Annotated in this window: 24 protein-coding genes; 16 read left to right on the forward strand and 8 right to left on the reverse strand. The window is 71.1% G+C overall.

What is annotated here, in order from left to right; all coding sequences use genetic code 11:
* Nucleotides 1-58: 58 nt before the first annotated feature.
* A complete protein-coding gene (locus JEQ17_RS26080; protein ID WP_200397464.1) occupies nucleotides 59-1489 on the reverse strand; it encodes a PH domain-containing protein in 1431 nt (476 codons plus the stop codon).
* Nucleotides 1486-2001, reverse strand: a complete 516-nt coding sequence (locus JEQ17_RS26085; RefSeq protein WP_200397465.1) for a PH domain-containing protein — start codon at nucleotides 1999-2001, stop codon at nucleotides 1486-1488. Before JEQ17_RS26085 ends, JEQ17_RS26080 begins: the two co-directional genes overlap by 4 nt.
* A 31-nt stretch (nucleotides 2002-2032) precedes the next feature.
* Between JEQ17_RS26085 and JEQ17_RS26090 the strand changes: the two genes are divergently transcribed.
* On the forward strand, nucleotides 2033-3193 hold the full coding sequence (locus JEQ17_RS26090) for an NADH-quinone oxidoreductase subunit D (RefSeq protein WP_200397466.1): 1161 nt from the start codon (nucleotides 2033-2035) through the stop codon (nucleotides 3191-3193).
* A gap of 43 nt (nucleotides 3194-3236) precedes the next feature.
* Here the strand turns inward: JEQ17_RS26090 and JEQ17_RS26095 are convergent, their stop codons facing one another.
* Nucleotides 3237-4430, reverse strand: coding sequence for an SAM-dependent methyltransferase (locus JEQ17_RS26095; protein WP_234048375.1), 1194 nt, complete (start codon nucleotides 4428-4430; stop codon nucleotides 3237-3239).
* A 140-nt stretch (nucleotides 4431-4570) separates the two neighbouring features.
* Between JEQ17_RS26095 and JEQ17_RS26100 the strand changes: the two genes are divergently transcribed.
* From JEQ17_RS26100 to JEQ17_RS26110, 3 genes are all read left to right on the forward strand, one after another.
* Nucleotides 4571-5773 carry a sensor histidine kinase gene (locus JEQ17_RS26100; protein ID WP_200397467.1) on the forward strand — a complete coding sequence of 401 codons (1203 nt, stop codon included), beginning with the start codon at nucleotides 4571-4573 and terminating at the stop codon, nucleotides 5771-5773.
* 44 nt (nucleotides 5774-5817) lie between these two features.
* On the forward strand, nucleotides 5818-6495 hold the full coding sequence (locus JEQ17_RS26105; RefSeq protein ID WP_200397468.1) for a response regulator transcription factor: 678 nt from the start codon (nucleotides 5818-5820) through the stop codon (nucleotides 6493-6495).
* Nucleotides 6496-6608: 113 nt separating this feature from the next.
* Nucleotides 6609-7241: an AAA family ATPase gene (locus JEQ17_RS26110; protein ID WP_200397469.1), complete on the forward strand. Its 633-nt coding sequence runs from the start codon at nucleotides 6609-6611 to the stop codon at nucleotides 7239-7241.
* A gap of 75 nt (nucleotides 7242-7316) precedes the next feature.
* Here JEQ17_RS26110 and JEQ17_RS26115 read toward each other — a convergent pair whose 3' ends face one another.
* The gene (locus tag JEQ17_RS26115; RefSeq protein WP_200397470.1) at nucleotides 7317-8423 is read right to left on the reverse strand and encodes a DUF5937 family protein; all 1107 of its coding nucleotides are present in this window, start codon (nucleotides 8421-8423) and stop codon (nucleotides 7317-7319) included.
* 166 nt (nucleotides 8424-8589) lie between these two features.
* On the opposite strand from JEQ17_RS26115, the gene JEQ17_RS26120 reads away from it, so the two are divergent.
* The gene (locus JEQ17_RS26120; RefSeq protein ID WP_200397471.1) at nucleotides 8590-8787 is read left to right on the forward strand and encodes a hypothetical protein; all 198 of its coding nucleotides are present in this window, start codon (nucleotides 8590-8592) and stop codon (nucleotides 8785-8787) included.
* Nucleotides 8788-8876: 89 nt separating this feature from the next.
* Here the strand turns inward: JEQ17_RS26120 and JEQ17_RS26125 are convergent, their stop codons facing one another.
* Nucleotides 8877-10124: a threonine aldolase family protein gene (locus tag JEQ17_RS26125; protein WP_200397472.1), complete on the reverse strand. Its 1248-nt coding sequence runs from the start codon at nucleotides 10122-10124 to the stop codon at nucleotides 8877-8879.
* Nucleotides 10125-10271: 147 nt separating this feature from the next.
* Between JEQ17_RS26125 and JEQ17_RS26130 the strand changes: the two genes are divergently transcribed.
* From JEQ17_RS26130 to JEQ17_RS26175, 10 genes are all read left to right on the forward strand, one after another.
* Nucleotides 10272-11264: a Rossmann-like and DUF2520 domain-containing protein gene (locus tag JEQ17_RS26130; RefSeq protein ID WP_200397473.1), complete on the forward strand. Its 993-nt coding sequence runs from the start codon at nucleotides 10272-10274 to the stop codon at nucleotides 11262-11264.
* A 31-nt stretch (nucleotides 11265-11295) separates the two neighbouring features.
* A complete protein-coding gene (panC, locus tag JEQ17_RS26135) occupies nucleotides 11296-12285 on the forward strand; it encodes a pantoate--beta-alanine ligase (RefSeq protein WP_200397474.1) in 990 nt (329 codons plus the stop codon).
* An 11-nt stretch (nucleotides 12286-12296) separates the two neighbouring features.
* Complete coding sequence (locus JEQ17_RS26140; RefSeq protein WP_200401727.1) at nucleotides 12297-14057, forward strand: L-aspartate oxidase; 1761 nt, start codon at nucleotides 12297-12299, stop codon at nucleotides 14055-14057.
* A 5-nt stretch (nucleotides 14058-14062) separates the two neighbouring features.
* Nucleotides 14063-15100, forward strand: a complete 1038-nt coding sequence (gene nadC / locus JEQ17_RS26145) for a carboxylating nicotinate-nucleotide diphosphorylase (protein ID WP_200397475.1) — start codon at nucleotides 14063-14065, stop codon at nucleotides 15098-15100.
* A gap of 2 nt (nucleotides 15101-15102) precedes the next feature.
* Nucleotides 15103-15900 (forward strand): type III pantothenate kinase, encoded by a 798-nt coding sequence (locus JEQ17_RS26150; RefSeq protein WP_200397476.1) that lies wholly within the window; start codon nucleotides 15103-15105, stop codon nucleotides 15898-15900.
* A 206-nt stretch (nucleotides 15901-16106) separates the two neighbouring features.
* Nucleotides 16107-16727 (forward strand): hypothetical protein, encoded by a 621-nt coding sequence (locus tag JEQ17_RS26155; RefSeq protein WP_200401728.1) that lies wholly within the window; start codon nucleotides 16107-16109, stop codon nucleotides 16725-16727.
* A gap of 70 nt (nucleotides 16728-16797) precedes the next feature.
* Entirely contained in the window at nucleotides 16798-16977 is a 180-nt protein-coding gene (locus JEQ17_RS26160) for a hypothetical protein (RefSeq protein ID WP_189843148.1), read from the forward strand.
* 181 nt (nucleotides 16978-17158) lie between these two features.
* Complete coding sequence (locus tag JEQ17_RS26165; protein ID WP_234048376.1) at nucleotides 17159-17629, forward strand: BlaI/MecI/CopY family transcriptional regulator; 471 nt, start codon at nucleotides 17159-17161, stop codon at nucleotides 17627-17629.
* A 9-nt stretch (nucleotides 17630-17638) separates the two neighbouring features.
* Nucleotides 17639-18178 carry an amino-acid N-acetyltransferase gene (locus JEQ17_RS26170; protein WP_200397478.1) on the forward strand — a complete coding sequence of 180 codons (540 nt, stop codon included), beginning with the start codon at nucleotides 17639-17641 and terminating at the stop codon, nucleotides 18176-18178.
* A 247-nt stretch (nucleotides 18179-18425) separates the two neighbouring features.
* Nucleotides 18426-18761 carry a histone-like nucleoid-structuring protein Lsr2 gene (locus tag JEQ17_RS26175; RefSeq protein WP_055618215.1) on the forward strand — a complete coding sequence of 112 codons (336 nt, stop codon included), beginning with the start codon at nucleotides 18426-18428 and terminating at the stop codon, nucleotides 18759-18761.
* A gap of 8 nt (nucleotides 18762-18769) precedes the next feature.
* On the opposite strand, the gene JEQ17_RS26180 is transcribed toward JEQ17_RS26175, so the two are convergent.
* Entirely contained in the window at nucleotides 18770-19483 is a 714-nt protein-coding gene (locus JEQ17_RS26180; RefSeq protein ID WP_200397479.1) for an SCO3374 family protein, read from the reverse strand.
* 429 nt (nucleotides 19484-19912) lie between these two features.
* On the opposite strand from JEQ17_RS26180, the gene JEQ17_RS26185 reads away from it, so the two are divergent.
* Nucleotides 19913-22441, forward strand: coding sequence for an ATP-dependent Clp protease ATP-binding subunit (locus tag JEQ17_RS26185; RefSeq protein WP_200397480.1), 2529 nt, complete (start codon nucleotides 19913-19915; stop codon nucleotides 22439-22441).
* Nucleotides 22442-22526: 85 nt separating this feature from the next.
* Here the strand turns inward: JEQ17_RS26185 and JEQ17_RS26190 are convergent, their stop codons facing one another.
* Both JEQ17_RS26190 and JEQ17_RS26195 read right to left on the reverse strand, forming a co-directional pair.
* Entirely contained in the window at nucleotides 22527-23177 is a 651-nt protein-coding gene (locus tag JEQ17_RS26190; protein WP_200397481.1) for an HAD family acid phosphatase, read from the reverse strand.
* Between the two features lie 131 nt (nucleotides 23178-23308).
* On the reverse strand, nucleotides 23309-26431 hold the full coding sequence (locus JEQ17_RS26195) for an NACHT domain-containing protein (RefSeq protein ID WP_200397482.1): 3123 nt from the start codon (nucleotides 26429-26431) through the stop codon (nucleotides 23309-23311).
* Between the last annotated feature and the right edge of the window lie 209 nt (nucleotides 26432-26640).

The following is a 26640-nucleotide window of genomic DNA, read 5'->3' on the forward strand; positions in this document are numbered from 1 at the left end:
AACCGAACGTGATGAGGGCAGTGGCAACCCGCCACTGCCCTCACGCCGTTCGCGGCTCTCAGGCCATCCACCGGTCCGGCCGGGCCTCCCGCCGCCCCGTGCGCGACCGGTCCGCCTGGCCGTACAGCAGCTCCGCCGCCTCGGAGGCGTCCCGCAGCCGGGCCGTCACGGTCTTGTTGGCGCCGGTGTCCACACGGACGTCGGCCAGCCCCTTGCGGCGCTGCCACGGCCCCTGCTCCAGGCGCACGCTCTGCACCTTGGCGTGCGGTACGAGCGCGATGCTGCGGCGCAGCAGCCCGTGCCGGGCCACGAAGACGGTGTCGGTCACGGCGAGCCCGTAGCCCCGCCACCAGAACGGCACGCACCAGCCCGCCCGGCGCGGTGGACGCGCCAGTGAGGTGGGCACGGTCACCCCCGGCAGCACCCGCGCGACGACCGCGTCGGCGACCTCGCGCGGAGCGACCGGCACGAGCACGGAGTTGGACGACCCCGCCACGTCCAGTTCGACCCGGACCCATCCGCGCCGCCGCCAGAGCAGCGGTTCCACGATGCGTACGGTCTGGACGCGCCCGGGCGGCACCGTCTCGTGCGTACGGTCAAGCAGCCCGTGGTCGATGCGGAGCCCGTCCGGGGACTCGCCCACGGTCCAGTCGTACTCGCCGACGAACCGTCCCACGCTGCTCGCGCCCGCCGCGCCGAGCAGCGGAAGCGCCGTCGCGAGGACCGTCCACACGCTGTGGGTGGCGAACCACAGCAGCGGCGGTACGACGAGCGCGGCGGCCAGCGTTCCCCAGGTGGCGCCGGTCAGGACGAGCGACACGGCGAGGACGCCGGCCGGCACGTGGAGCAGCCGCTGGACCGGTGCCTCGCCCACCTCGTGCGCCGTCTCGGGTGCGAATCCGGCGGCCCGGGCGAGGAGTTCGGCCCGCAGTATCCGGGCCTCCTCCTGGCCCAGATAGGCCAGCTCGTCCTTCTTGTCGGTCCCGACGACGTCGAGTTTGAGTTTGGCGACACCGGCCACGCGGGCCAGCAGCGGCTGGGTGACGTCGACCGCCTGGAGCCGTTCGAGCCGGATGTGCGCGGTGCGCCGGAACACCAGGCCCGTACGGATGCGCAGTTCGGTGTCGGTCACCGCGAAGTGTGTGAACCACCAGCTCAGAAAGCCGTAGAGGGCGGCCCCCAGGACGGCTGCGACCAGGACGGCCAGCAGCGTCATCGTGGTGAGCCGTGTCAGCTGCCGTTGCGCCTGGTCGGGGTCGTGCACGGCCCAGCCGGCGATCACGGCGACGGGCGCCCACGCGCGCCGCAGCGGCGTCACGGGGTGCAGCCGCCGCTCGGTCGGCCCGGCCGCGTCCTTCCGCCCGCCCTCGGCCGCCTCTTCCGGTACGGCCGCCTCCTCCGCTGCGGGCGCATCCTCCGGTACGGATGCCTCTTCCGGTACGGGCCTGGCCTCGTCGCGTACGTCCTTGGAGGCGCCCGGCGTGGTCACAGCCCCGCCGATCGGGCTTCGCCGAGCTCCGTGAGCCGGTCGCGCAATCGTTCCGCCTCGGCCGGGTCCAGCCCCGGAATGCGGGCGTCGGTCGCCGCGGCGGCCGTGTGCAGCTGCACACTCGCCAGCCCGAAGTGCCGCTCGACGGGACCGGAGGTGACCTCGACCAACTGCATGCGCCCGTACGGCACGACGGTCTCCTCCTGCCACAGCACACCCCGGCTGATCAGCAGGTCGTCCGCGCGCTCGGCGTACCGCCAGGACCGCCAGTTGCGGCCCAGCATCGGCCAGCCCCACAGCAGCACCGCGAGCGGCAGCAGGGCGAAGGCCGCCCAGCCGGGCCCGGCGAGCAGGCCGAGCAGCAGACCCGTACCGACGGTCAGCAGCCCCAGCCACACCACCAGCAGCAGTCGTCGCATTCTCAGCAGCCCCGGCGGGAGTCCGATCCACACCGGCTCGCCCGTCGCCTGCCCCGCTGTCCGCCCCGCGTTTTCCGAGGTCCCCGTCTCCATGCCGCAAGCGTACGTACGCGACACTGTTCCCATGACTCCTACGACGGGTCCCACGGAGACCATGGTCGGTATCGGCGGCGCCGCCGAGAGCACGGACATGGTGCTCAACATCGGGCCCCAGCACCCGTCCACACACGGTGTGCTGCGGCTGCGGCTCGTCCTCGACGGCGAGCGGATCCAGCACGCGGAGCCGGTGATCGGCTATATGCACCGCGGCGCCGAGAAGCTCTTCGAGGCGCGCGACTACCGCCAGATCATCATGCTGGCCAACCGCCACGACTGGCTCTCCGCCTTCTCCAACGAGCTGGGCGTGGTCCTCGGTGTGGAGCGGATGCTCGGCATGGAGGTCCCCGAGCGCGCGGTGTGGACGCGCACGCTGCTCGCGGAGCTGAACCGGGTCCTGAACCATCTGATGTTCCTGGGTTCGTACCCCCTGGAGCTGGGCGGGATCACGCCGATCTTCTACGCCTTCACCGAGCGCGAGGAACTCCAGCACGTCATGGAGGAGATCTCCGGCGGGCGCATGCACTACATGTTCAACCGGGTCGGCGGCCTCAAGGAGGACATGCCCGCCGGATGGACCACGCGCGCGCGTGCGTCCGTCTCCGGAGTGCGCTCCCGCATGGACCGCTTCGACGACCTGGTCCTCGGCAACGAGATCTTCCGCGGTCGTACGAGGGATGTGGGCGTCCTCTCCCGGGAGGCAGTGCACGCCTACGGGGTGAGCGGTCCCATCGCCCGCGCCTCCGGCGTCGACTTCGACCTGCGCCGGGACGAGCCGTATCTCGCCTACGGGGAGCTCCAGGACACCCTGAAGGTCGTCACGCGTCAGGAGGGCGACTGTCTGGCCCGCTTCGAGTGCCTCCTGGAGCAGACCCATGTCGCGCTCGACCTCGCCGACGCCTGTCTTGACCGGCTCGCCGAGCTGCCCCCGGGTCCCATCAACCAGCGGCTCCCGAAGGTCCTGAAGGCCCCCGAGGGCCACACGTACGCCTGGACCGAGAACCCGCTCGGCATCAACGGCTACTACCTCGTCAGCAAGGGCGAGAAGACCCCGTACCGGCTGAAGCTCCGTTCGGCCTCGTACAACAACATCCAGGCGCTCGCGGAACTGCTCCCGGGCACGCTGGTCGCGGACATGGTGGCGATCCTGGGGTCGCTGTTCTTCGTGGTCGGGGACATCGACAAGTAGGACCGTGGATCGGGGGCGGCTCGACCCTCCAAGAAACCGCGCTCTACGTAGAGGGCTGTTCTCCGCCGGGGAGCGGGTCCGGAATTCCAACCGGCTGCAACAGCCACCCGAAGTCGCCGAGCCCGCCCCGCGCGGTCAGCTCGGCGGCCTCACCCGCGCCCGCGAGAGCCCGTACGTACGCCGTCGGGTCCGTGGAGGCGAGACCCAGGGACGGCCGCTCCCCGCTGACGCCGAGCGCGCCCAGCGCCTCCCGCTGGCTCAGCAGCCGTGCCCCGGGCAGGGCGCACGCGTCCAGCGCCACATGCGCGGTGATGTCGCAGGAGCCGTCGGGCACGGGTGCGGTCTCCCTGCCCTCCCTGAACCCGGTCAGCGTCCCGAAGGGCGGGCGTGCCCCCGCGAAGTGCGCGTAGTCCACGGCCACGGCGAGCCCCTGCCCGAGGGAGGCCACCGCGGCGGCCCAGGCGGCGTCCCTGGGAAGCCCTACCTCGGCGCGGAGGCCTTCGGTGGCGACGGGGAGGCCTCCGGCAGGGCCCTGGAGGCCCTCTGCGGGCGGGCGGAGATCCTCGGTGGGCGGCAGGACGGGCAGGACGTCCTCGGCCGGGAGCGGGCTACCCGGAGCTTCAGGGGACGGCAGCGGGTCGTCCGAAGCCTCGGGGCGCAGCAGTCGGCCCTCCGGGGGATCGGTGAGCGGCCACCATCTCGCCAGCCACTCCGCCTCCGCGCCGGTCACCGGTTCCCCGAGGGACTCCGTCCCGTCCTGCCGTACGAGAACGAGCCGGACCGTGCCCTTCGCGTCCACCTCGGCCACGTCCAGGGGGACGTTGTCGAGCCACTCGTTGGCGAACAGGAGGCCCGTGACGCCCGGCGGGGGCTCCGGGAGCCACTCGATCCGGTGATCGAGTCCGGCGGGGCGGGCGGCCCGTTCCACGGCGTACCCACGCGCGCGGGAGGCCACTTCGGCGGGGAGGGCCTCCAGGACGCCGGTCACCAGCTCGCCGCGGCCCGCGCCCATGTCGACGAAGGCGAGTTCGGCGGGGTGGGCCAGCGCCTCGTCGACGAGGCACAGGAGCCGGGCCACGGCCCTCGCGAACAGCGGTGACGCGTGCACGGAGGTGCGGAAATGGCCCGCGGGCCCCTCGGGGCGGCGATAGAAACCGGAGGGCCCGTACAGCGCCTCCTCGGTCGCCGGGCGCCACCCGCGCGGCCCGTCCGCCGTGTCACACCTCACTGCGCCCACCACTGCTCCCGACCGCTTCCACCGCGTCAGGTTAAGCGCCAAGTCGAGTGGGGCCTCCACCTTGGGGAGTACGAGCACCGGTTACGGATCGACCCTCCGGTTGACCCCTGCACACAGCACGCTTCCCTACGCTGGGTTACGTGCAGCGCCTCTATGACTTTCTCCGCAGGCACCCGATGTGGGTCGACAGCTTCTGGGCCGTCTTCCTGCTCGGGATCTCTGTCGTGGGCGGAACCGCGAACCAGGAGGCCACCGGGACCGACCTCCCGGTCGTCGTCATCCCGGTCACCCTGCTCCTCTGCCTGGTGATCGCGCTGCGCAGGCGCATGCCCGAGAAGATGCTGCTGCTGGCCGTCGGCGTCGGCGTGGCACAGCTGGCACTGGACATGGCGGTGGTCCCGGCCGACTTCGCGCTGCTGGTGATCAGCTACACCGTCGCGTCGAACGGCACGCGCTGGGCCTCCCGGCTCGCCCTGACCGCCGGTCTGTTCGCGGCGCCCCTCTCGCAGCTGCGCTGGCCGGACCAGAACACGAGCGGCGCGGGCCACGTCGCGATAGTGGTCTTCCAGATGGTCCCGTTCGCCCTCGCCTGGGTGCTCGGCGACTCGCTGCGCACCCGCCGCGCCTACTTCGCGCAGCTGGAGGAGCGGGCCGCCCGTCTGGAGAAGGAGCGCGAGGCGCAGGCCAAGGTCGCCGTCGCCGCCGAGCGCGCCAGGATCGCCCGCGAGCTGCACGACGTGGTCGCGCACAACGTCTCGGTGATGGTGGTCCAGGCCGACGGCGCCGCGTACGTCCTGGACTCCGCGCCCGACCAGGCCAAGAAGGCCCTTGAGACCATCTCCGGGACGGGCCGGCAGGCACTCGCCGAGATGCGCCGCCTCCTCGGCGTACTGCGCACCGGCGAACACCAGGAGTCCGGCGAGTACGTGCCGCAGCCCGACGTGGAGCAGCTCGACGACCTCGTGGAGCAGTGCCGCAGCTCCGGCCTCCCCGTCGACTTCAAGATCGAGGGGACCCCGCGCCCTCTGCCCAGCGGCGTGGAGCTCACGGCGTACCGCATCGTGCAGGAGGCCCTCACCAACACCCGCAAGCACGGGGGGCCGAACACGGGGGCGAGCGTGCGCCTGGTCTACTTCGACGACGGCCTCGGCCTGCTCGTCGAGGACGACGGCAAGGGCGCCCCGCACGAGTTGTACGAGGAGGGCGGCGCCGACGGCCGTGGCCACGGCCTGATCGGGATGCGCGAGCGCGTCGGTATGGTCGGCGGCACCCTGGACGCCGGACCGCGGCCCGGCGGCGGTTTTCGCATCAGCGCCCTGCTTCCGCTCAAGCCGACCCACTGACACGTGCACGCTTCAGCTCCACGAACCGACCGGAGGACCTTCCCATGCCGATCCGCGTGATGCTCGTCGACGACCAGGTGCTGCTGCGCACCGGGTTCCGGATGGTGCTCGCCGCCCAGCCGGACATGGAGGTCGTGGCGGAGGCGGGCGACGGCGTCGAGGCCCTCCAGGTGCTGCGCGCGACCGAGGTCGACGTGGTGCTCATGGACGTACGCATGCCGAAGCTGGACGGTGTGGAGACCACCCGCCGCATCTGTCAGGACGCGAACCCGCCGAAGGTGCTGATCCTCACCACCTTCGACCTCGACGAGTACGCCTTCTCGGGACTCAAGGCCGGCGCCTCCGGCTTCATGCTCAAGGACGTGCCGCCGGGCGAACTCCTCGCCGCGATCCGCTCGGTGCACAGCGGGGACGCGGTGGTCGCGCCGTCCACCACCCGGCGCCTGCTCGACCGGTTCGCGCCGATGCTGCCCAACGCGGGCAAGGAGCCCCAGCACAAGGAGCTGGAGCGGCTCACCGGGCGTGAGCGCGAGGTGATGATCCTGGTCGCGCAGGGCCTTTCGAACGGCGAGATCGCGGCCCGGCTCGTCCTCTCCGAGGCGACGGTCAAGACCCATGTGGGCCGCATCCTCACGAAGTTGGGCCTGCGCGACCGCGTCCAGGTCGTCGTCCTCGCGTACGAGACGGGGCTTGTGCGGGCCGGGGGCGGGGGACAGGGCTGAGGCGTACGGGAACTGGGCAGCGGCCGTGTGGGGCTGGGTGGACGCCTGGCCGGGCCGCGCCTGGCCGGGGCGCGCGTGACCGGGGCGCAATCGGCGGCCACTAGGGTCTGCGCATGCTTCTGTGGATCAACGGCCCCTTTGGCGGTGGCAAGACACAGACCGCGCACGAGCTCCACCGGCGGCTGCCGGGCAGCGTCGTCTGCGATCCCGAGCACGCCGGCTTCGGGCTGCGCCGCATGCTGCCGCCCGAACTGCGCGGGAACTTCCAGGACCTGGCCTCCTGGCGGCAGGGTGTGGTCGAGGTGCTCGACCTCGCCCTCACCGAGCACGACGGTGTGGTGATCGCGCCCATGACGGTCACCGACTTCGGCTACTTCGACGAGACCGTCGGGCTGCTGCGCGAAAAGGGCCACGACGTACGCCACTTCACGCTGCTCGCCGAGCGCGGGACCGTCCTGAAGCGGCTGCGCGAGCGTGGGTTCGGTCATCTCCTCCGGTACGTCGGCGGCAAGGACGCCCCGCTGCGCAGGGAGAGTTGGGCGGTCCAGCAGCTCGACCACTGCCTGGAGCGGCTGCGCGAACCGGAGTTCGCCGAGCACCTTTGGACCGACCACACGACAGTTGCCAGGACGGCCGACCGCATCGCGGTCCTGGCGGGCCTGACACTCGCGCCGAACAAGGACGGTGCCCTGCGGGGCCGGCTGCGGCGCTCCTGGACGAGCGCCAGGCACATCCGCTTCGACTGATCCGCCGCCGGAACGCGGCGCGGCTCCTCGCGCGTGGCGTACGGCGGCTCCGGGCGACCCGGCCCAACGTGTCGCTCAGCGCAGGATGCCCTCCAGGAAGTCGCTGCCCAGCCGGGCCACCATCGTGACGTCCAGCTGGTGCAGGACGTACCGTCCGCGGCGGCGGGTGGTGAGCAGGCCCGCCTTCTTCAGGACGCTCAGGTGCCGGGATATCTCGGGCGGCGTCATGCCGTGCGTCTGGGCCAGCTCGCTCGTGGTGAAGGCGCTGCGGGCCAGACTGCGGCACAGGCGCATCCGCACCGGATGGGACAGGGCCGTCATCCGCAGGGTCAGCTGCTCGACGGAGGGCGGGGCCGCCAGCTCGGGGGAGCCGACCGGGTAGTGCAGCACCGGCTGCCAGCCGTACCGGTGCAGCACCATGAGGTGGGGCCAGCCGAGGCTCGTCGGCACCAGCAGCAGGCTGCTGTCCCGGACCGTGGTGTGGCCGCTGCCCAGCTTGTCGACGGTGACGCGGCCGGCCGCCTCGTCGAGCGCCACCGCGGGTGACACCGAGGCCAGCGCCTCGGCCAGACCCCGGTGTCTGAGCAGGTCCGTCTTGCGGCGGGCGTCCGCGGCGAGCTGGTGGCGCAGCCGGGACCAGGTCTCGGCGAAGAAGGCCTCGTCGCAGTCCTCCAGGAACTGGCGCAGCCAGGCGCGGATCCTGGGCGGGTCCTCCAGCAGCCGCGCGGTGAACTCCGCCGGCCGGGGTCCGCGCGCGGCGGCCAGCTCCAGCGCGCGGCGACGGGCCCCGGCGTCGGTGAGCGCGCCCGCGCCCTGCGCGTCGTACGGCAGCGCGCAGGTGAATTCGAGGGCCGCGTCCACGAACTGGTCGTCCGTCAGTTTGTCGAGCAGGTCCAGGTCCTCGGCCAGGGTGGCGCCGGGGAGCGCGGTGCCGCCGCCCACCCCCGCATACGGCAGGAAGAGGTCCGAGAAGGTCGTCCGCCACAGGAAGTCGGCCTCGCACATCCGGTCCGCCAGATGCGGGTCGAGCCGCGCCGTCACCCCGGTCGCCCAGCCCTGCAGCCCGGGGTGGTGCCCCGGCTCGGCCAGTGCGTGCAGCGCCATGCAGAGCTCGGCCAGGGGCGAGGGCACGACGGCCACCCGCTCCCTGCGGAGCCCGGAAATGTCGATGGTCACGCTCATGACCTCATGGTGCACCCCGCCACTGACAACGCGACCGTCGATTGACGACCGCGGTCAATCGACGCGACGCCCCGGCCGGGCGCGCGCAAGCTGGGACCACAGACCGGGGCAACCGCGGGGCCCACGGAGTTCACGTCCGTACCCAGTCCCGAAGAGGCGATCCGCCATGAGCATCACCCAGCAGTACCTCCTCGACACCTACCGCGCCCGGCAGCACGGCGACCCGACCCCGCCGGCCCCCGGCACCCACGACTGGCAGGCCATGCGCGAACTGGCCGACCACCGCCGGTTCCGCGCGGCCCTGACCGGCCGTCCGGAGCGGGGCCGGATCCGGGCGGCGCTGAGCCGGCTGCTCGGGCGCTGAAGCGCACGGCTCCCGCGCTGAGGGGCGACTTCTCAGGCACCGGACGCCCGGCCCCTCAGCGCGGGAGCCATGCCACGAGATCGGTGCGGTCAGCGCGGGAGCCGTGCCACGAAGTCGGCGACCGCCTCGCGGACGTCCTCCGCGGTCCACTCCAGTCCCGGCGCGGCCACCGTGACCTCGGTGAACGCCAGATCGGGGCCACCCCGCTGCCAGACCTGCGGGAACAGGCCGGTCTTCGTCTCCTCGGCCTGCAGTGTCCCCGCGTCGGTGAGTACATCGGCGTCGTACGGCAGCCAGACCTGGAACTGGTGGGTGTGCGGCTCCTCGGGGTGGACCCGGGCCCAGGGCACCCCGGCCCCGGCGAACCCGTCCCGCAGCGCCGCGGCGACCACGCGCGCGTGGGCCACGTACTCCGGGAGCCGGGGCAGTTCCTTCTCCAGGCCGATCAGCGCGGACAGGGCGGTGGGGAACTGCTGGAGGATCTGCCCTCCGTAGCGGTGGCGCCAGGCCTTCGCCTCGTCGACGAGCGTCTTCGGGCCCGCGAGGGCGGCGCCGCCGAAGCCGTCGAGCGACTTGTAGAAGGACACGTAGACGCTGTCCGCGAGGTCCGCGATCTCGGCCAGGGAGTGGCCGAGACGGGTGGTGCACTCCCACAGGCGGGCCCCGTCGATGTGCACCACGGCGTCGCGTTCGCGCGCCGCGTCCGTGACGGCGACCAGTTCCTCCCAGGAGGGCAGGACGAAACCGGCCTCCCTGAGGGGCAGTTCGAGGAACAGCGTCCCGAACGGCTCCTCCAGGTCGTGTACCTCCTCGGCGGAGGGCATCCGCGGCTCGCGTGTCGGATGGACGGTCCGCAGGTTGCCGACCGTGCTCAGGGAGTGCCGTTCGTGGACCTCCGGGTGGGAGAGGGGATGCATCGCCACCGTTGCATTGCCCGTACGGCCCGCCCAGCAGCGCAGCGCGACCTGCTGGGCCATGGTGCCCGAGGGGAAGAAGGCGGCGGCCTCCTTGCCGAGCAGACCGGCGACCCGCTCCTCCAGGGTCTCGACGATCCCGTCGCCGTACATGTCCACCGGCAGATCCAGGTCGTACACGTCCGGTGCGGCGTTCGTCAGCCGGGCCAGCAGCTCACCGACCGTGGAGCGGAAACCGGGCCGCCACAGCACCCGCCGCGCCCCTCGCCAGGCGACCCGGCGCCGCTCGCGCCGCTGCTCGGCCGTCTCTTCCGCAGCCTGCTTCGCCGAACCGTCCACCGCCCGGTCCAGCACCTGGTCCGCGGCCTGCTCCGCTGCCTGCTCCTCCGTCTGTTCCACCGCACGCCCCGTCGTATCGCCCATGCCCGGATCATGCAGGACACCACCGCGGCCGGTCATATCAATTCCCCACAGCCTGTGGACAAAAAAACGGCCCTCGGACCAATCGCGTTAACATGACGAGAAATCGTCCGGTACCCCGAGCGGACTGGAACGGAAGGCCGCCGTCGAGTGAGTACATTCCCCCAGCCAGACCCCAAGGACCGCCCCGCACGGCTCACCGTCGGTGTGGTCGGCGCCGGTCGCGTGGGCCCCGCCCTGGCCGCGTCGCTGCAGCTCGCCGGACACCGCCCGGTGGCCGCCTCCGGAGTCTCCGACGCCTCCAGGCGACGAGCGGCACAGCTGCTGCCCGACGTGCCGCTGGTGACCCCCGAGCAGGTCCTGCAGCGGGCCGACCTGGTGCTCCTGACCGTCCCGGACGACGCACTGCCGGGACTGGCGGAGGGCCTCGCCGAGACCGGTGCGGTACGGCCCGGACAGCTGATCGTGCACACCTCCGGGCGGTACGGCACCAGGGTCCTGGACCCCATGCTGCGCGCCGGTGCGCTGCCGCTCGCGCTGCACCCCGCGATGACGTTCACCGGCACCGCCGTGGACGTGCAGCGCCTCGCCGGGTGCTCCTTCGGGGTCACCGCGCCCGAGGAACTGCGCCTGGCCGCCGAGGCCCTGGTCATCGAGATGGGCGGCGAGCCCGAATGGATCGCCGAGGCCTCCCGGCCGCTCTACCACGCGGCCCTCGCGCTCGGCGCCAACCACCTGGTGACGCTGGTCGCCGAGTCCATGGAGCTGCTGCGGGCGGCGGGCGTCGAGGCCCCGGACAGGATGCTGGGCCCGCTGCTGGGCGCCGCCCTGGACAACGCTCTGAGGTCGGGCGACGCGGCCCTCACGGGACCGGTGGCGCGCGGTGACGCGGGCACGGTCGCCGCGCACGTCGCCGAGCTGCGCAGGCACGCGCCCCAGACCGTCGCCGGCTATCTGGCGATGGCCCGCGCGACCGCCGACCGGGCCCTCGCCCACGGCCTGCTCAAGCCGGAACTCGCCGAGGACCTCCTCGGAGTACTCGCCAACGGCACGGACGGGACCGCCGGCCCGGGCGGCCCGAACGGACCTGGCGGAACGAACGGTAGCGACGGGCCCGACGGGACCGAGGGAGACGCCCGATGACGCGCGCAGGTGCCGAGAACGGAGCCACCCGATGACCACCACCGTGCTGCGCACCGCCGACGAGCTCCACGCGCGCGTACGCACCGGCCGCCGTGCCGTCGTGATGACCATGGGCGCCCTGCACGAGGGCCACGCGACGCTGGTCCGCACCGCCCGTGGGATCGCGGGCGACGGCGAGGTCGTTGTCACCGTCTTCGTGAACCCCCTCCAGTTCGGCGCGGGCGAGGACCTCGACCGCTACCCGCGCACCCTGGACGCCGACGTCAAGATCGCCGGACTGGCGGGCGCGGACGTCGTGTTCGCCCCCTCCGTGGACGAGGTCTACCCGGGCGGCGAACCCCAGGTCCGCGTCAGCGCGGGTCCCATGGGCGAGCGCCTGGAGGGCTCGACGCGTCCCGGGCACTTCGACGGCATGCTCACCGTCGTCGCCAAGCTGCTGCACCTCACCCGCCCCGACGTGGCGCTTTTCGGGCAGAAGGACGCCCAGCAGCTCGCCCTGATCCGCCGCATGGTGCGCGACCTGAACTTCGGCACGGAGATCGTCGGTGTCCCGACGGTGCGCGAGGCGGACGGCCTGGCCCTGTCCAGCCGCAACCGCTATCTGTCGGCCACCGAGCGCCGTACCGCGCTCGCCCTGTCCCAGGCCCTGTTCGCGGGCAGCGACCGGCACGCCGCCCAGGAGGCGCTGCGCGCGCGTGCCCGCGAGGTGCCCGCCACGCACGCGCGTGCCGAGGCCCTCAGCGCCATCGGCGAGTCCCGCGCCGCCGCCGACACGCACGCCGTCGCCAAGGCGGCCCCCGGCGGCCCCGCCGCGGTCCGGGCGGCCGCCCGCCTCGTCCTCGACGACGCGGCCCGCCTCAAGCCGCCGCTCGCGCTGGACTACCTGGCGCTGGTCGATCCGTCCGACTTCACCGAGATCAGGGACGACCACACCGGCGAGGCGGTCCTCGCCGTCGCCGCCCGGGTCGGGACGACCCGGCTGATCGACAACATTCCTCTGACCTTCGGAGCCGCCTCGTGACCAGCACAGGCATTCGCCCGCCCGTCGCCCACCACCACCCTCAAGCGAGAGCGCTTCGCGCTCAGTTCCCTCGATTGCACGCGCCCGCACCCGGCTGGTCCGTCACCGCCGACGTCGTGGTCGTCGGCTCCGGAGTCGCCGGACTCACCGCGGCCCTGCGCTGCGACGCCGCCGGCCTGCGCACCGTCGTCGTCACCAAGGCCCGCCTCGACGACGGCTCCACCCGCTGGGCCCAGGGCGGCATAGCCGCGGCCCTGGGCGAGGGCGACACCCCCGAGCAGCACCTCGACGACACGCTGGTGGCGGGCGCGGGCCTGTGCGACGAGGACGCGGTCCGCATCCTCGTCACCGAGGGCCCCGACGCCGTACGCCGGCTCATCGAGACCGGCGCCCACTTCGACGAGTCCGAAGGGGGCGTCCTGGAGCTGACCCGCGAGGGCGGCCACCACCGCCGCCGCATCGCCCACGCGGGCGGCGACGCCACCGGCGCCGAGATCTCCCGGGCCCTCGTCGAGGCGGTCCGCGCGCGTGGCCTGCGTACGGTCGAGAACGCGCTCGTCCTGGACCTCCTCACGGACGCCGACGGACGTACCGCGGGTGTGACCCTGCACGTCATGGGAGAGGGCCAGCACGACGGCGTGGGAGCCGTCCACGCACCCGCCGTGGTCCTCGCGACGGGCGGCATGGGCCAGGTCTTCTCCGCGACCACCAACCCCTCCGTCTCCACCGGCGACGGCGTGGCGCTCGCGCTGCGCGCCGGCGCCGAGGTCAGCGACCTCGAATTCGTGCAGTTCCACCCGACCGTGCTGTTCCTCGGCGCGGACGCCGAGGGCCAGCAGCCGCTGGTCTCCGAGGCGGTCCGCGGCGAGGGCGCCCACCTCGTCGACGCGGGCGGCGTGCGCTTCATGCTCGGCCAGCACGAACTGGCCGAGCTCGCCCCCCGCGACATCGTCGCCAAGGGCATCATGCGGCGCATGCAGGAGCAGGACGCCGAGCACATGTTCCTGGACGCCAGGCACTTCGGCGCCCACATGTGGGAGCACCGCTTCCCGACGATCCTCGCCGCCTGCCGCGCCCACGGCATCGACCCGGTCACCCAGCCCGTCCCGGTAGCCCCGGCCGCCCACTACGCCTCCGGAGGCGTCCGTACGGACTCCCGGGGCCGTACGACCGTCCCCGGGCTGTACGCGTGCGGCGAGGTCGCCTGCACCGGCGTCCACGGCGCCAACCGGCTCGCCTCCAACTCCCTCCTGGAGGGCCTGGTCTACGCCGAGCGCATCGCGGCCGACATCGTGGGCGGCCACGAGGAGAACAGCCTCCACGCGCGCGTGCCCGCGCCGGTCGCCCACCCGGAGAAGCCCGCCCATCCGCTGCTCGCCCCCGAGGCACGGTTCGCGATCCAGCGGATCATGACCGACGGCGCCGGGGTCCTGCGCTCGGCCGCCTCCCTGGAGACCGCGGCCGAGCGCATCCAGCGGCTGCACACCGACGCCCGCGACGCCCTCGACGTGAACGGCAAGACGGCCGAGCCCGGCGTCGACACCTGGGAGGCCACCAACCTCCTGTGCGTGGCCCGCGTCCTCGTCTCCGCCGCCCGGCTGCGCGAGGAGACCCGCGGCTGCCACTGGCGCGAGGACAAAGGTGAACGGGACGACACGAACTGGCGGCGCCACATCGTCGTGCGGCTGAATCCCGACCGGACACTCGCCGTACACACCACCGACACCCCAGACTTCCCCCCGACACAGCAGTCCCGTCCCCAGGAGCAGTGACAGAAGTGAGCACCCCCGACCTTCCCCTCCTCACCGGCGGTGGCTGCGGTGACGGCTGCGGCTGCGGCGCCGCAGGGGAGTACGACGTCGATCCCCTCGAGTACGCCGAGTGCGGGCTCGACCCGGCCCTCGCACAGCTCCTCGCCGACGCCGGGCTCGACCCCGTCGAGATCGAGGACATCGCCCATCTGGCCATCGAGGAGGACCTCGACCACGGCGTGGACGTGACCACGGTCGCGACCATCCCCGAAGAGGCCGTCTCCACCGCCGACTTCACCGCCCGCGAGGCCGGTGTCGTCGCGGGCCTCAGGGTCGCCGAGGCGGTCGTCTCCGTGGTCTGCACGGACGAGTTCGAGGTCGAGCGGCACGTCGACGACGGCGACCGCGTCGAGGCCGGCCAGAAGCTCCTGAGCGTCACGACCCGCACCCGCGACCTGCTGACGGCCGAGCGCAGCGCCCTGAACCTCCTGTGCCGTCTCTCCGGCATCGCGACGGCCACGCGCGCGTGGGCCGACGTTCTGGAGGGCACCGGCACGCGCGTGCGCGACACCCGCAAGACGACACCCGGACTGCGCTCCCTGGAGAAGTTCGCGGTCCGCGCGGGCGGCGGCGTCAACCACCGCATGTCCCTCTCGGACGCGGCCCTCGTCAAGGACAACCACGTGGTCGCCGCGGGCGGCGTCTCCCAGGCCTTCAAGGCCGTACGGGAGACCTTCCCGGACGTGCCGATCGAGGTCGAGGTCGACACCCTGCAGCAGCTCCGCGAGGTCGTGGACGCGGGCGCCGACCTGATCCTCCTGGACAACTTCACGCCCGGCGAGTGCGAGGAGGCCGTCGCGACCGTCGGCGGCCGCGCGCTCCTGGAGGCCTCGGGCCGCCTCACCCTGGACACCGCCCTGGCGTACGCGAAGACGGGCGTCGACTTCCTCGCGGTGGGCGCCCTCACCCACTCCTCGCCCATCCTCGACATCGGCCTCGACCTGCGCGAGGCCTCCGAGACGTCCCAGGCCTCGCACGCGTCGACGACGAGCGAGGCCGAGTAGACATGCTGCTCACGATCGACGTAGGCAACACGCACACGGTCCTCGGCCTCTTCGACGGCGAGGACATCGTCGAGCACTGGCGCATCTCCACGGACGCGCGCCGCACCGCGGACGAGCTGGCCGTACTCCTCCAGGGCCTGATGGGCATGCACCCGCTCCTCGGCGACGAGCTGGGCGACGGCATCGACGGCATCGCGATCTGCTCGACCGTCCCCTCGGTCCTGCACGAGCTGCGCGAGGTGACCCGCCGCTACTACGGCGACGTACCCGCCGTCCTCGTCGAACCGGGCATCAAGACGGGCGTCCCGATCCTGATGGACAACCCCAAGGAGGTCGGCGCCGACCGCATCATCAACGCGGTCGCGGCCGTCGAGCTCTACGGCGGACCGGCCATCGTCGTCGACTTCGGCACGGCGACGACGTTCGACGCGGTCTCCGCGCGCGGGGAGTACGCCGGCGGCGTCATCGCCCCCGGCATCGAGATCTCCGTCGAGGCACTCGGCGTCCGCGGCGCCCAGCTCCGCAAGATCGAGATCGCCCGCCCCCGCACGGTCATCGGCAAGAACACCGTCGAAGCCATGCAGTCGGGCATCATCTACGGCTTCGCCGGCCAGGTCGACGGCGTCGTCAACCGCATGGCCCGAGAACTCGCCGACGACCCCGACGACGTCACGGTCATCGCGACCGGCGGCCTCGCCCCCATGGTCCTGGGCGAGTCCTCGGTCATCGACGAACACGAACCTTGGCTGACCCTGATCGGCCTCCGCCTGGTCTACGAAAGAAACGTGTCGAGAACCTGACAGCGCCCACAGTGGCGCTCCTTCAGGGGCGCGGGGAACTGCGCGACGAGCCCCCACTCACCCGCAGCCGACAACCGAACCGGCGGAGCCACTCCCGTCATCACGGCACGGCGAAGCCACGCCACACCGACACCCGATCTACGGATTTTGTCTGATTAGCGCGTATCGTCGCGAGCATGCCCACGCCCTATGGATCCCGCGGCGGCATGGCGTTCGGTGCGGAGGAGCTGCGAGTGCTCCGACGTGCGCTCGCTCTCGCCCTCCACCCCCGCCCCGCCTCGGCCGAGGACGTCCAGGACTGCCTCCGCCTGGCGGAGGCAGTCGACGAGGCGGCCCGCGAGGGCGCCCGGCTGCGCGCCTTCCTGCTGGCCGACCTCGCCCGCTACCGCGCCGCGCTCCCCGGCACGGCCGCCGGCTACCTGACGCTCCTTGAGGAGGCCCTCGTGGTCGGCTACCGCCCGGTCCCCGACGACCTTGCCGCGCTGCGTGCCCTGCGCGGCAGCCCCGTCGCGGCCGCACTCCTCGACCGCTGCCACGACCTCGCGGAGCAGGACGTACGCATGCGTCTCGCCCTCCGTACGGTCCCGTCCTCCCGCGGTCGTGCGCGCACCCGGCTGACGGCTCTCCCGGGCGGCCTCGCCGCCGCCACGGAGGAACCCGGCAGGAAGCCCGCGGAAAAGCCCGCGGAGAAACCGGCCACTCCCCAGCCCAAGCCGCAGTCCCCGCGCCGCGACCGCCCCATCCCCACCCCCGGCGAGGTCTTCCCCCCGAGGCGCAAACCGGCCGCCCCGCCCGCGAACGCACCGCGGCAGCTCGCCGCGGTGTAGTCGCGCCGAGGGCGGTTCACGCGACCCCCACCCCGCACCCGCCCCGCGGCCCCTGGCTACTCTGGACGGCATGGACTACGTCTCCGCGCTCGTGCCCCCGGTAGTGATGGCCGTGTTCTTCACCGGTCTGATCGTGACGATCGTGAAGACCCAGGGTGGCGCCAACAAGGCCAAGGAGGACGCGGTCGTCGACGCGGCCCTCGCCCGCGCCGAGAGCACCCGCCAGGCCTCCCGCGACACCGGCGCCTGAGCTTCACCCGGGCGTCGAACGACGTCCACCCCCGTGGCGTACGACTCATCAGCTTTTCGAGTCGTACGCCCTTTTTGTTGCTGTTTGTCATCCAAAGCCACGTCCACCACGTGATTGGCGACATCTCCCCCTATTGTTCTGAGCTGTGCCTCGCCCATTGGGAGAACTCGAAGACGCGGTCATGACGCGGGTGTGGAAGTGGAACCGCCCGGTGACCGTTCGGGAAGTCCTGGAAGACCTTCAGCAGGAGCGGTCCATCGCGTACACGACGGTGATGACCGTTTTGGACAATCTCCATCAGAAGGGCTGGGTACGTCGCGAAGCCGAAGGCCGCGCCTATCGATATGAGGCGGTCTCCACCCGGGCCGCCTACGCGGCGGCACTGATGAACGAAGCCTGGACCCAGAGCGACAACCCGGCCGCCGCTCTCGTCGCCTTCTTCGGCATGATGTCCCCGGAACAGCGCGAAGCACTGCGCGATGCCGTGCGTATGGTCCAAGGACCGGAGGAAACCCCCGCACCACAGAACCCGACGGCGGAGAACCCGACGGCCGAGAACCCGGCAGTCGAGAAGTCGGCTGTGGAGAACCCGGCTGTGGAGAACCCCGTCGGCGAGAACCCCGCCGCCGCTGGGGGCGAGACCGGGCGATAACGTCCGCTCATGCCAGCAGAGCAGCCCGAAGCCGCCACTAAAGCCCTCACCGTCCGCCGGGCCAGGACCAGCGATGTCCCGGCGGTTCGCCGCCTCCTCGACGCCTACGTCCGCGGTGGCATCCTGCTCGACAAAGCGACGGTGACGCTTTACGAGGACATCCAGGAGTTCTGGGTCGCGGAACGCGACACCGGTTCAACTACGGAGGTCGTGGGCTGCGGCGCTCTGCACGTCATGTGGGAAGACCTCGCGGAAGTCCGCACTCTCGCCGTGGACGGCTCGATGAAGGGAGCCGGCGTCGGACATCAGTTGCTGGGGAAGTTGCTGGACACCGCCCGCTGGCTCGGTGTTCGCCGCGTATTCTGCCTGACCTTCGAAGTCGACTTCTTCGCGAAGCACGGCTTCGTGGAGATCGGTGAGACACCTGTGGACACCGATGTCTACGCCGAGCTGTTGCGTTCCTATGACGAGGGCGTGGCCGAGTTCCTCGGTCTCGAACGAGTGAAACCGAACACCTTGGGCAACAGCCGGATGCTTCTGCATCTGTGATCGCCACCCCGTAATACCCGTGGCATACCCCTGCCACTAGCCCGGCGGCCCTTGCCCGCGGGCCCTATGTCCGAAACGCGCACGTTTCCGGTCTTCCCGGGTCCGTCGGTCTCTGCCAGGGGTTTGTGTTTTTCCAGCAAAAGCGGTTTGCTTTCCGACGTACTGCAGTAGTGCATATAACAGGGACGTGAAACAGCGGCGGCCGCCGCGGACCCCGTCCCTGAAGATATCGATGAAAGGAAATCCGGTGGCACAGAAGGTTCAGGTCCTTCTTGTCGACGACCTCGACGGTGGCGAGGCGGACGAGACCGTGACGTTCGCGTTGGACGGCAAGACGTACGAGATCGATCTCACGACTGCCAATGCGGACAAGCTCCGTGGACTTCTCGAGCCGTACGTCAAGGGCGGTCGTCGTACCGGAGGCCGCGCCTCGGGGAGCCGTGGAAAGGCGCGCGCCGCTTCCGGTGGCAGCCAGGACACCGCTCAGATCCGTGCGTGGGCGAAGGAGAACGGCTACGAGGTCAATGACCGCGGTCGCGTTCCGGCGTCCATTCGTGAGGCTTACGAGAAGGCCAACGGCTGAGCAGAGGCCTACGACATGGCCAAAGGCTGAGCACAGGAACGGCGCAGCCGGATGCGATGGCATTCCGTCGCCATCGTGTCCACGAGTCGTACGAGATCGGGGGCGCCCCCAACGCCCCCACCGAGCGCCGACAGCGTCGGCAGCGACGGCTCCACCTCGCAGCCAGGCTCAGGGGGTCGCAGCCAGACGGCGGCCCCCTGCGAGCCGTCCGGAGCGGTATCCGCAGACGTATGCGCAGGGACAGGTACGGGGGTCCCCGCAAGTCGCGGTGTACCGAGCACCGAAGTGCCGGGCGCCGGAGCAGCGGGCGCCGAAGTGCCGAGCGTGAAGGTGCCGGGCGGCAGCGGTGCCTCGATGCGCCCGCCCTCGCCGATCGCCCTGAGATCCAGCGCGAGAGCCCCCCACTCCAGCCAGTCGAGCAGCCCCGGAAGTTCGTCCGCGCTGCCCGCCGCCACCAGAATCCGCATCCGGTCCGCCCGCACGGCCACCGGAGAGCCCGGCCCCAGATGCCGCAGCGCCGCGTATCCCGCCTCCACCGGTGCGTCCAGTACGTCGAAACGCAGCCCCGTCGGCAGAGCCACGGGAGTGCCGGGCACGGTCGGCCAGCCCAGTTCGTTCTCGTACCAATGCCGGACCGCGCGACTCGCGTGGCTCGGGTGGCCCGAGTCGCTCGGGTGACTCGTGTCGAGGGGCCGGCGGGGAGAAGGGACCGTGGGGACCATGCAAGGCCAACCGCCACAGCCGCGTTCGAGTTACGCTGGGTGGCTTCGCATGTGCGCAGAGTGTCCGAAAAGTGGGCGCTCCGCAGCGGTCCGCGGCGCAAGGATGTTCGCCCATAGCGGAGGGAACCGGTGCGTTCGGCATGGAGTGTCAGTGCGTACGGGTAAGACATCCCTAGTGGGAGGGGCGACACGCAAGGCTCGGGCATCTCACGTTCGCCATCGGCGTACAGATGGTGGGGGTATCTGCCTGGCCTGCGGGAACATCGTCTCGCACCATCAGGTTGGAGCAGATGTCGGCGTTCGGGGTCAGGAGGCCAAGGACGGTGTCGGCAGTTGGAATGAGCGGTCCCCGCTTGCGGGACTAAGCTGCGGAAGGACAGGGAGGGGAGCGTCCCCTTACTGCCTGACCGCTCTGAGGAGCGATTAACGATGTTCGAGAGGTTCACCGACCGCGCGCGGCGGGTTGTCGTCCTGGCTCAGGAAGAAGCCCGGATGCTCAACCACAACTACATCGGCACCGAGCACATCCTCCTGGGCCTGATCCACGAGGGTGAGGGTGTCGCCGCTAAGGCCCTGGAGAGCCTCGGGATTTCGCTCGAGGCGGTCCGCCAGCAGGTGGAGGAGATCATCGGGCAGGGCCAGCAGGCTCCGTCCGGGCACATCCCCTTCACCCCCCGTGCCAAGAAGGTCCTGGAGCTGTCGCTCCGCGAGGCCCTTCAGCTGGGCCACAACTACATCGGCACGGAGCACATCCTGCTCGGCCTGATCCGTGAGGGCGAGGGCGTCGCCGCCCAGGTCCTGGTCAAGCTGGGCGCAGATCTCAACCGGGTGCGGCAGCAGGTCATCCAGCTGCTCTCCGGTTACCAGGGCAAGGAGACCGCCGGCGCCAGTGGCGGTCCTGCCGAGGGCACCCCCTCGACGTCCCTGGTCCTCGACCAGTTCGGCCGGAACCTCACCCAGGCCGCTCGTGAGTCCAAGCTCGACCCGGTCATCGGGCGCGAGAAGGAGATCGAGCGGGTCATGCAGGTGCTGTCCCGGCGTACGAAGAACAACCCGGTCCTGATCGGTGAGCCCGGCGTCGGCAAGACCGCCGTCGTCGAAGGCCTCGCCCAGGCCATCGTCAAGGGCGAGGTGCCCGAGACCCTCAAGGACAAGCACCTCTACACCCTGGACCTCGGCGCCCTGGTCGCCGGCTCCCGCTACCGCGGTGACTTCGAGGAGCGCCTGAAGAAGGTCCTCAAGGAGATCCGCACCCGCGGCGACATCATCCTGTTCATCGACGAGCTGCACACGCTCGTGGGTGCGGGTGCCGCGGAAGGCGCCATCGACGCGGCTTCGATCCTGAAGCCCATGCTGGCGCGCGGCGAGCTCCAGACCATCGGTGCCACCACGCTCGACGAGTACCGCAAGCACCTGGAGAAGGACGCCGCGCTGGAGCGCCGCTTCCAGCCCATCCAGGTCGCGGAGCCGTCGCTGCCGCACACCATCGAGATCCTCAAGGGTCTGCGCGACCGCTACGAGGCGCACCACCGCGTGTCCATCACGGACGAGGCCCTGGTGCAGGCGGCGACGCTCGCCGACCGGTACATCTCGGACCGCTTCCTGCCGGACAAGGCGATCGACCTGATCGACGAGGCCGGCTCCCGGATGCGCATCCGCCGGATGACCGCGCCGCCGGACCTCCGCGAGTTCGACGAGAAGATCGCCGGCGTCCGCCGTGACAAGGAGTCCGCGATCGACTCGCAGGACTTCGAGAAGGCCGCCTCCCTGCGCGACAAGGAGAAGCAGCTCCTCGCCGCGAAGGCCAAGCGGGAGAAGGAGTGGAAGGCCGGCGACATGGACGTCGTGGCCGAGGTCGACGGCGAGCTGATCGCCGAGGTCCTCGCGACCGCCACGGGCATCCCGGTCTTCAAGCTGACCGAGGAGGAGTCCTCGCGTCTGCTGCGCATGGAGGACGAGCTCCACAAGCGGGTCATCGGCCAGGTCGACGCCGTCAAGGCGCTGTCGAAGGCGATCCGTCGTACGCGCGCCGGTCTGAAGGACCCGAAGCGTCCCGGTGGTTCGTTCATCTTCGCCGGTCCGTCCGGTGTCGGTAAGACCGAGCTGTCCAAGGCGCTCGCCGAGTTCCTCTTCGGTGACGAGGACGCGCTGATCTCCCTCGACATGTCGGAGTTCAGCGAGAAGCACACGGTCTCGCGTCTCTTCGGTTCGCCCCCCGGCTACGTGGGCTACGAAGAGGGCGGCCAGCTGACCGAGAAGGTCCGTCGCAAGCCGTTCTCCGTCGTCCTCTTCGACGAGGTCGAGAAGGCCCACCCGGACATCTTCAACTCGCTGCTGCAGATCCTGGAGGACGGTCGCCTGACCGACTCCCAGGGCCGGGTCGTGGACTTCAAGAACACGGTCATCATCATGACGACCAACCTCGGCACCCGGGACATCTCCAAGGGCTTCAACCTGGGCTTCGCGGCCTCGGGCGACAAGAAGACCAACTACGAGCGCATGAAGAACAAGGTCTCGGACGAGCTGAAGCAGCACTTCCGGCCCGAGTTCCTCAACCGCGTCGACGACGTGGTCGTCTTCCCGCAGCTCACGCAGGAGGACATCCTCAAGATCGTCGACCTGATGATCGGCAAGGTCGACGAGCGCCTCAAGGACCGGGACATGGGCATCGAGCTCTCCCAGTCCGCCAAGGAACTGCTGTCCACCAAGGGGTACGACCAGGTGCTGGGTGCGCGACCGCTGCGCCGCACGATCCAGCGCGAGATCGAGGACACCCTGTCGGAGAAGATCCTCTTCGGCGAACTGCGTCCCGGCCACATCGTGGTCGTCGACACGGAGGGCGAGGGTGAGGCCAAGATCTTCACCTTCCGCGGCGAGGAGAAGTCCGCGCTGCCGGACGTCCCGCCGATCGAGCAGGCGGCCGGCGGCGCCGGTCCCAACCTGAGCAAGGAGGCGTGACCCCCCGGGGTTCTGCTTGAGAACGACCGAAGGGGCCGGTGCCGACAAGGCACCGGCCCCTTCGTCGTGCCCGGCCGTGATCCGGTTACGACAGCTGGCCGTTGTAGTCCGGCAGCTTGTACGTCTTCTCGGCGTGCCCGCCCGACAGGTCGGTGGCGCTGTTGCCGATGTTCGCGATGATCGTGTAGCCCTTGGCCTCGATGGCCGTGCGCTGGGCCGTCTTGTACTCGGCCACGTCCCTGAACAGGTCGATGAAGTTGCGTACGTACAGGCCCGAGACCTTGTAGCCGACGTGCTTGAGGTTGTACTCCGTCACCGACTTGATGATGTCCGGGCGGGCCGTGACGAAGAACAGGGCGACGCCGCGGTCCTGGGCGTACTTGGCGACGTCCAGGACGGGCGCGTTGGCCGGCGAGGGGTAGCTGAAGCCGAAGTCGGTCTCCAGCGTGGTGTTGTCGATGTCGAAGACGATGGCCTGCTTCTCGCCGGCGGACGCGTCGGCGATGCGTTCCTTCAGGTAGGGCAGCGCGTCGGCCATGACGGCCCGGCAGTCCTTCTGCCAGGTGTCGTAGTCCACGTCCGCCGCGGCGGCGGCAGAGGCGGCGGTCGCGACGGTGGTGGCCGCGGCGGGGGCGGCGGCCGGGGTCGCGGCGGTGGCAGGGATCGCCAGGGCCGCGGTGACGGCGGTGGCGGCGGCGGTCACGCCTATCAGGCGCTGCCAGCTTCTTCCTGTCATGGGATGGGGGGTTCCTCTCGCGGGGGAGCGCTGCGGACATGGGTCGTGGTGCATGCTCATGTGCGTGTGAGGCCACAGGGAAGCGAAGGGATTACTGGCCGGTAACTGTAGGGTGCCCAGGTGGGGTTGGGCTAGAGGACGGTGTGGGTCCTCGTGACCGTGTGCATGCCGGGGAAGAGTTCCAGGACGTGTTCCGGCACTTCCGGCACCTCGGGAAGGAGGCGGAATGCGACGGACTCGAGGCCGGGAAAGAGAACCGGCACCGCCGAGAGGTCCTCGTCGCCGGTGAAATTGTTCAGCCAAAGACGCCTAATGCCGGGCAGGACGGGCCCGTTGGTCCACGGGACCGCGGCCCAGCGGAGGCGCAATTCCTCCAGCTGTGGGAGGAGTGCGACCTCTTCGTAATCCTCCTGCGTGAGCGGTTCGCGCAGGCTTGCCAGGCTCAGGGCCTTCACCGAGTGCAAATGGCGCAAGCCGCGCAGCCCGGTCAGACGAAGGGCGTTCTTGGTGAACCGCAGATACGTCAGCGGCAACCCCTGGGGGAGTACGGCATCAAGGGAATCGCCTACGAGCGGCACACCGGTGTCGAGCTCGCGCAGGGTGGCCGACGCCGAAAGCGGTGCCAGTGCGTCCGGCCTTTCCAGCCCTTCCATGAGATCCAGCGACAGCCATTTCAAAGGGACCCCGGCCAGGGATTCAAGGTTGTCTACGGATGGAATACCGCTGATGTCCAGGTGAGTGAGTTCACGCAGCGGTGAAACGAAGTCCAGGTCGCGCAGAGAGCGGTTGTCCTTCAGAACGAGCCTGCGCGTCGTGTCCGGCGCGAGGGCGCTGCTCAGTTCCGAGGCCTCGACGTCCCCGACGACCTGGAGCCGGGGACGGCCACCGAGCTCGCGCAGGGCGCGCAGGTGCGCGGCGGAGTGCGCGGTGAAGTAGAGGTCGGCCGGCGGCAGGTGGGCGATGACATCGGCCGCGTACCGCTCGGTGTCGAACCGGTCCCAGGTCCAGGTGAGCTGGCCCAGTACCGACACGGCCGGGTGGGCGCGGAAGCGGGCAAGGACCGGGATGGCCGCGTCGCCGCCGATGAGGGACGCGGTGACGACGACGGCTCTCGCCTCCGCGTCGGAGAGCCCCTCCGGCCCCGGCAGCAGTTCCAGGACCAGCGGGCCGGCCGACGCCAGATCCTTGGCCTCCTCCGGCGTGCGCGGCGGAATGAGTGTGGCCGCCTGTTCCTCCACGTCGGCCCGGACCCGCGGGTCGAGTTCCGTGGCGTGTTCGAGGCCGGCGAGGGCCAGGAGACGGATACGGGTGCCCGCGGTGCCCTCGACGCCCTCGGCGGAGTCGATCAGGTCGCGCAGGAGCTGCGCCCGTTCGCGCGGACGGGCGTGGGCGACGGCCATGCGGATCACGTCGGACCACTGGGAGTCGGCGGCGTTGCGGACGAGGAGCCCGAAGTCGCCGTCCTCCACCGCCGCCTTCGCGCCGAGGTAGTCCTGGAAGGTGCGGTGCACGAACTCGACGGTCCCCACCGCGGGTTCGCGGAGCAGACCGCTGCGGATCAGGAGATAGCGGTAGATCACGGGCGCGTCGCCCTGGCTCGCCACCGCGGGGAGCGAGGGCAGCGCGTCGGCGATGATGCGCTCGGCCCGTTCGCGGTCCATCTCCGCCTGGTTGTTGCGGATCAGCCAGTAGGCCAGCCGCTGGAGCAGCTGGATCTGCGGGAGTTCGCTGAGCTGGATGTGGTCGGGCTGCATCGACCGTTCCTGGTCGCGGCGCGCGAGGAGTGCGGAGAGGGCGGCGTCGTACAACTCCTGGCGCCCGTGCGGGAGATAGCCGCGCCGGTCGCGGTGCAGGGCGCAGATGAGGCCGCACATCAGGGGGTTGGTGGCGAGACGGCCGAGGTCCTGTTTGACGGCGACGGCCTCCAGGAGCGAGTGCTCGTACGAGGCGAGGAGTTCCGTGTCCTGGGCGTCGGCGGCGGCCGCCGTGTGCCAGCGCCGGATGAAGGCGGTGACGTCGGCGCGGCTCATGGCCGTCAGGAGCAGTTCGGTGAAGCCGTCCGGGGTGAGCCAGTCCTCGCCCACGGCGGAGGGGCGCGAGGTGACCAGCCACTGGTTGCCGGGGTACGCGTCGAGGAGGTCCCGCAGCCAGTGCCTCGTCCGCTCGCGGTCGCGCTCGGGGATCTCGTCGATGCCGTCGACGAGGAGGAGCCCGCGGCCCGCCGCCAGGACCCGGTCCGCCCAGCCGTCCGGGGCCGTGCCGTGGAACGGGACGCGCACGGCCGCCAGGAAGTCGGCGGGCGCCGGCAGTCCGTCGGCGCGGCGGATGAGCGTACGCAGCGGAAGGACGAAGGGGATACGGTCCCCGCGCTCGGCCCGCGCGGCCGTCACTGCGAGCCACTGGACGAGCGTCGTCTTGCCCGAGCCCGCCACCCCGCGCAGCAGCACCAGGTCGTGGTCCGCGAGCGCCTCCTCGGCGGGCAGCGGGGTGCCCGGCGAGGCGAGGTAGGCGTCCCCGGGGACGGCCGACTCCCCGTCCGGGGAGCGGCGCATCGCCTGCAGGGTCATGTAGGCGGCGTCGAGCTGCCAGCGGTTCGGTGTGTTGGCGAGGTCGATGCCGTAGATCGTCAGCTTGCTGTGTTTGGTGGCGACGTAAGCGAGATACCGCCGCTCGAACGCCCCGTCCCCGTCGCCGGGACGCGGGGTTCGGGCGATCAACTCGTCGACCTTGGCGATGAGTTCGGACTGGCGGCGGGTCTGCTCGACGAGCGTTCGGGCGACGAACGTCGAGCGCTGGGTGAAGAAGTGCAGGATGTGCAGACAGGCCGTGTCGAGGAGCCGCTCGTAGAAGAGGGTCGCGTCGAAGTCGAGGTCCCGGTCGGGACTCCCGGCCGCGTGGCGGAGATGGAGGGCCAGGCCCGAGTGGCCGAGCGCCACGGCCTGGGCGTCGGTCATGGTGATGTCGCCGAGGGCGCGGAGGGTGTCGGCCAGGGCGTGGACGACGGGTTGCGCCCCGTCGGTGGGGATGGGGCGTTCGTCGGCGTCCTTCAGGGCCCGCCTGACCAGCTCGGCGGCGAGCCTGGTGACGTCCTTCTCGCCGAGTGTGCGCCGCTCGCCCTTGAAGGAGACACGGGACGAGATGCGTACGGGCTTGTCGACCAGCCCCGCGCCCGGCCCTTCCGGCGTGAAGAGCTTCTTGATCAGCGGTGTGGCCACGGTGGATGCCAGTCGGACTCCGACGGTCGCTGGTTCCATGGCGCTCCCCCGAGGGCATGGTGTGTGGCTGGCGCAACGCTCCGCCGGAGGCCTCGCGTTTCGGCTGCGGGTCCGTCGTGGTCCCCCAGCCTTCGGCCGGGAGGTGCCCCCAGGTCGCGCAGCTCCCCGCGCCCCTTCGGGGCTCGGCCGGACCAGCCTAGTGGCCGGGGTCGGCCCTGTCAGTGGATCTTGAGACACCAAAAACCGGT

The sequence above is a fragment of the Streptomyces liliifuscus genome (assembly GCF_016598615.1).
GTDB classification, from domain to species: domain Bacteria; phylum Actinomycetota; class Actinomycetes; order Streptomycetales; family Streptomycetaceae; genus Streptomyces; species Streptomyces liliifuscus.

Bases quoted from the DNA above. Each gene is read 5' to 3' on its own strand.
- JEQ17_RS26195 (WP_200397482.1), bottom strand. From the start codon at position 26,431: ATGGAACCAGCGACCGTCGGAGTCCGACTGGCATCCACCGTGGCCACA.
- JEQ17_RS26110 (WP_200397469.1), top strand. From the start codon at position 6,609: ATGCTTCTGTGGATCAACGGCCCCTTTGGCGGTGGCAAGACACAGACC.
- JEQ17_RS26160 (WP_189843148.1), top strand. From the start codon at position 16,798: ATGGACTACGTCTCCGCGCTCGTGCCCCCGGTAGTGATGGCCGTGTTC.
- JEQ17_RS26190 (WP_200397481.1), bottom strand. From the start codon at position 23,177: ATGACAGGAAGAAGCTGGCAGCGCCTGATAGGCGTGACCGCCGCCGCC.
- JEQ17_RS26170 (WP_200397478.1), top strand. From the start codon at position 17,639: ATGCCAGCAGAGCAGCCCGAAGCCGCCACTAAAGCCCTCACCGTCCGC.
- JEQ17_RS26115 (WP_200397470.1), bottom strand. From the start codon at position 8,423: ATGAGCGTGACCATCGACATTTCCGGGCTCCGCAGGGAGCGGGTGGCC.
- JEQ17_RS26155 (WP_200401728.1), top strand. From the start codon at position 16,107: ATGGCGTTCGGTGCGGAGGAGCTGCGAGTGCTCCGACGTGCGCTCGCT.
- JEQ17_RS26120 (WP_200397471.1), top strand. From the start codon at position 8,590: ATGAGCATCACCCAGCAGTACCTCCTCGACACCTACCGCGCCCGGCAG.
- JEQ17_RS26125 (WP_200397472.1), bottom strand. From the start codon at position 10,124: ATGGGCGATACGACGGGGCGTGCGGTGGAACAGACGGAGGAGCAGGCA.
- JEQ17_RS26085 (WP_200397465.1), bottom strand. From the start codon at position 2,001: ATGGAGACGGGGACCTCGGAAAACGCGGGGCGGACAGCGGGGCAGGCG.
- panC (WP_200397474.1), top strand. From the start codon at position 11,296: ATGACCACCACCGTGCTGCGCACCGCCGACGAGCTCCACGCGCGCGTA.
- JEQ17_RS26150 (WP_200397476.1), top strand. From the start codon at position 15,103: ATGCTGCTCACGATCGACGTAGGCAACACGCACACGGTCCTCGGCCTC.
- JEQ17_RS26180 (WP_200397479.1), bottom strand. From the start codon at position 19,483: ATGGTCCCCACGGTCCCTTCTCCCCGCCGGCCCCTCGACACGAGTCAC.
- JEQ17_RS26165 (WP_234048376.1), top strand. From the start codon at position 17,159: ATGACGCGGGTGTGGAAGTGGAACCGCCCGGTGACCGTTCGGGAAGTC.
- JEQ17_RS26105 (WP_200397468.1), top strand. From the start codon at position 5,818: ATGCCGATCCGCGTGATGCTCGTCGACGACCAGGTGCTGCTGCGCACC.
- JEQ17_RS26185 (WP_200397480.1), top strand. From the start codon at position 19,913: ATGTTCGAGAGGTTCACCGACCGCGCGCGGCGGGTTGTCGTCCTGGCT.
- JEQ17_RS26090 (WP_200397466.1), top strand. From the start codon at position 2,033: ATGACTCCTACGACGGGTCCCACGGAGACCATGGTCGGTATCGGCGGC.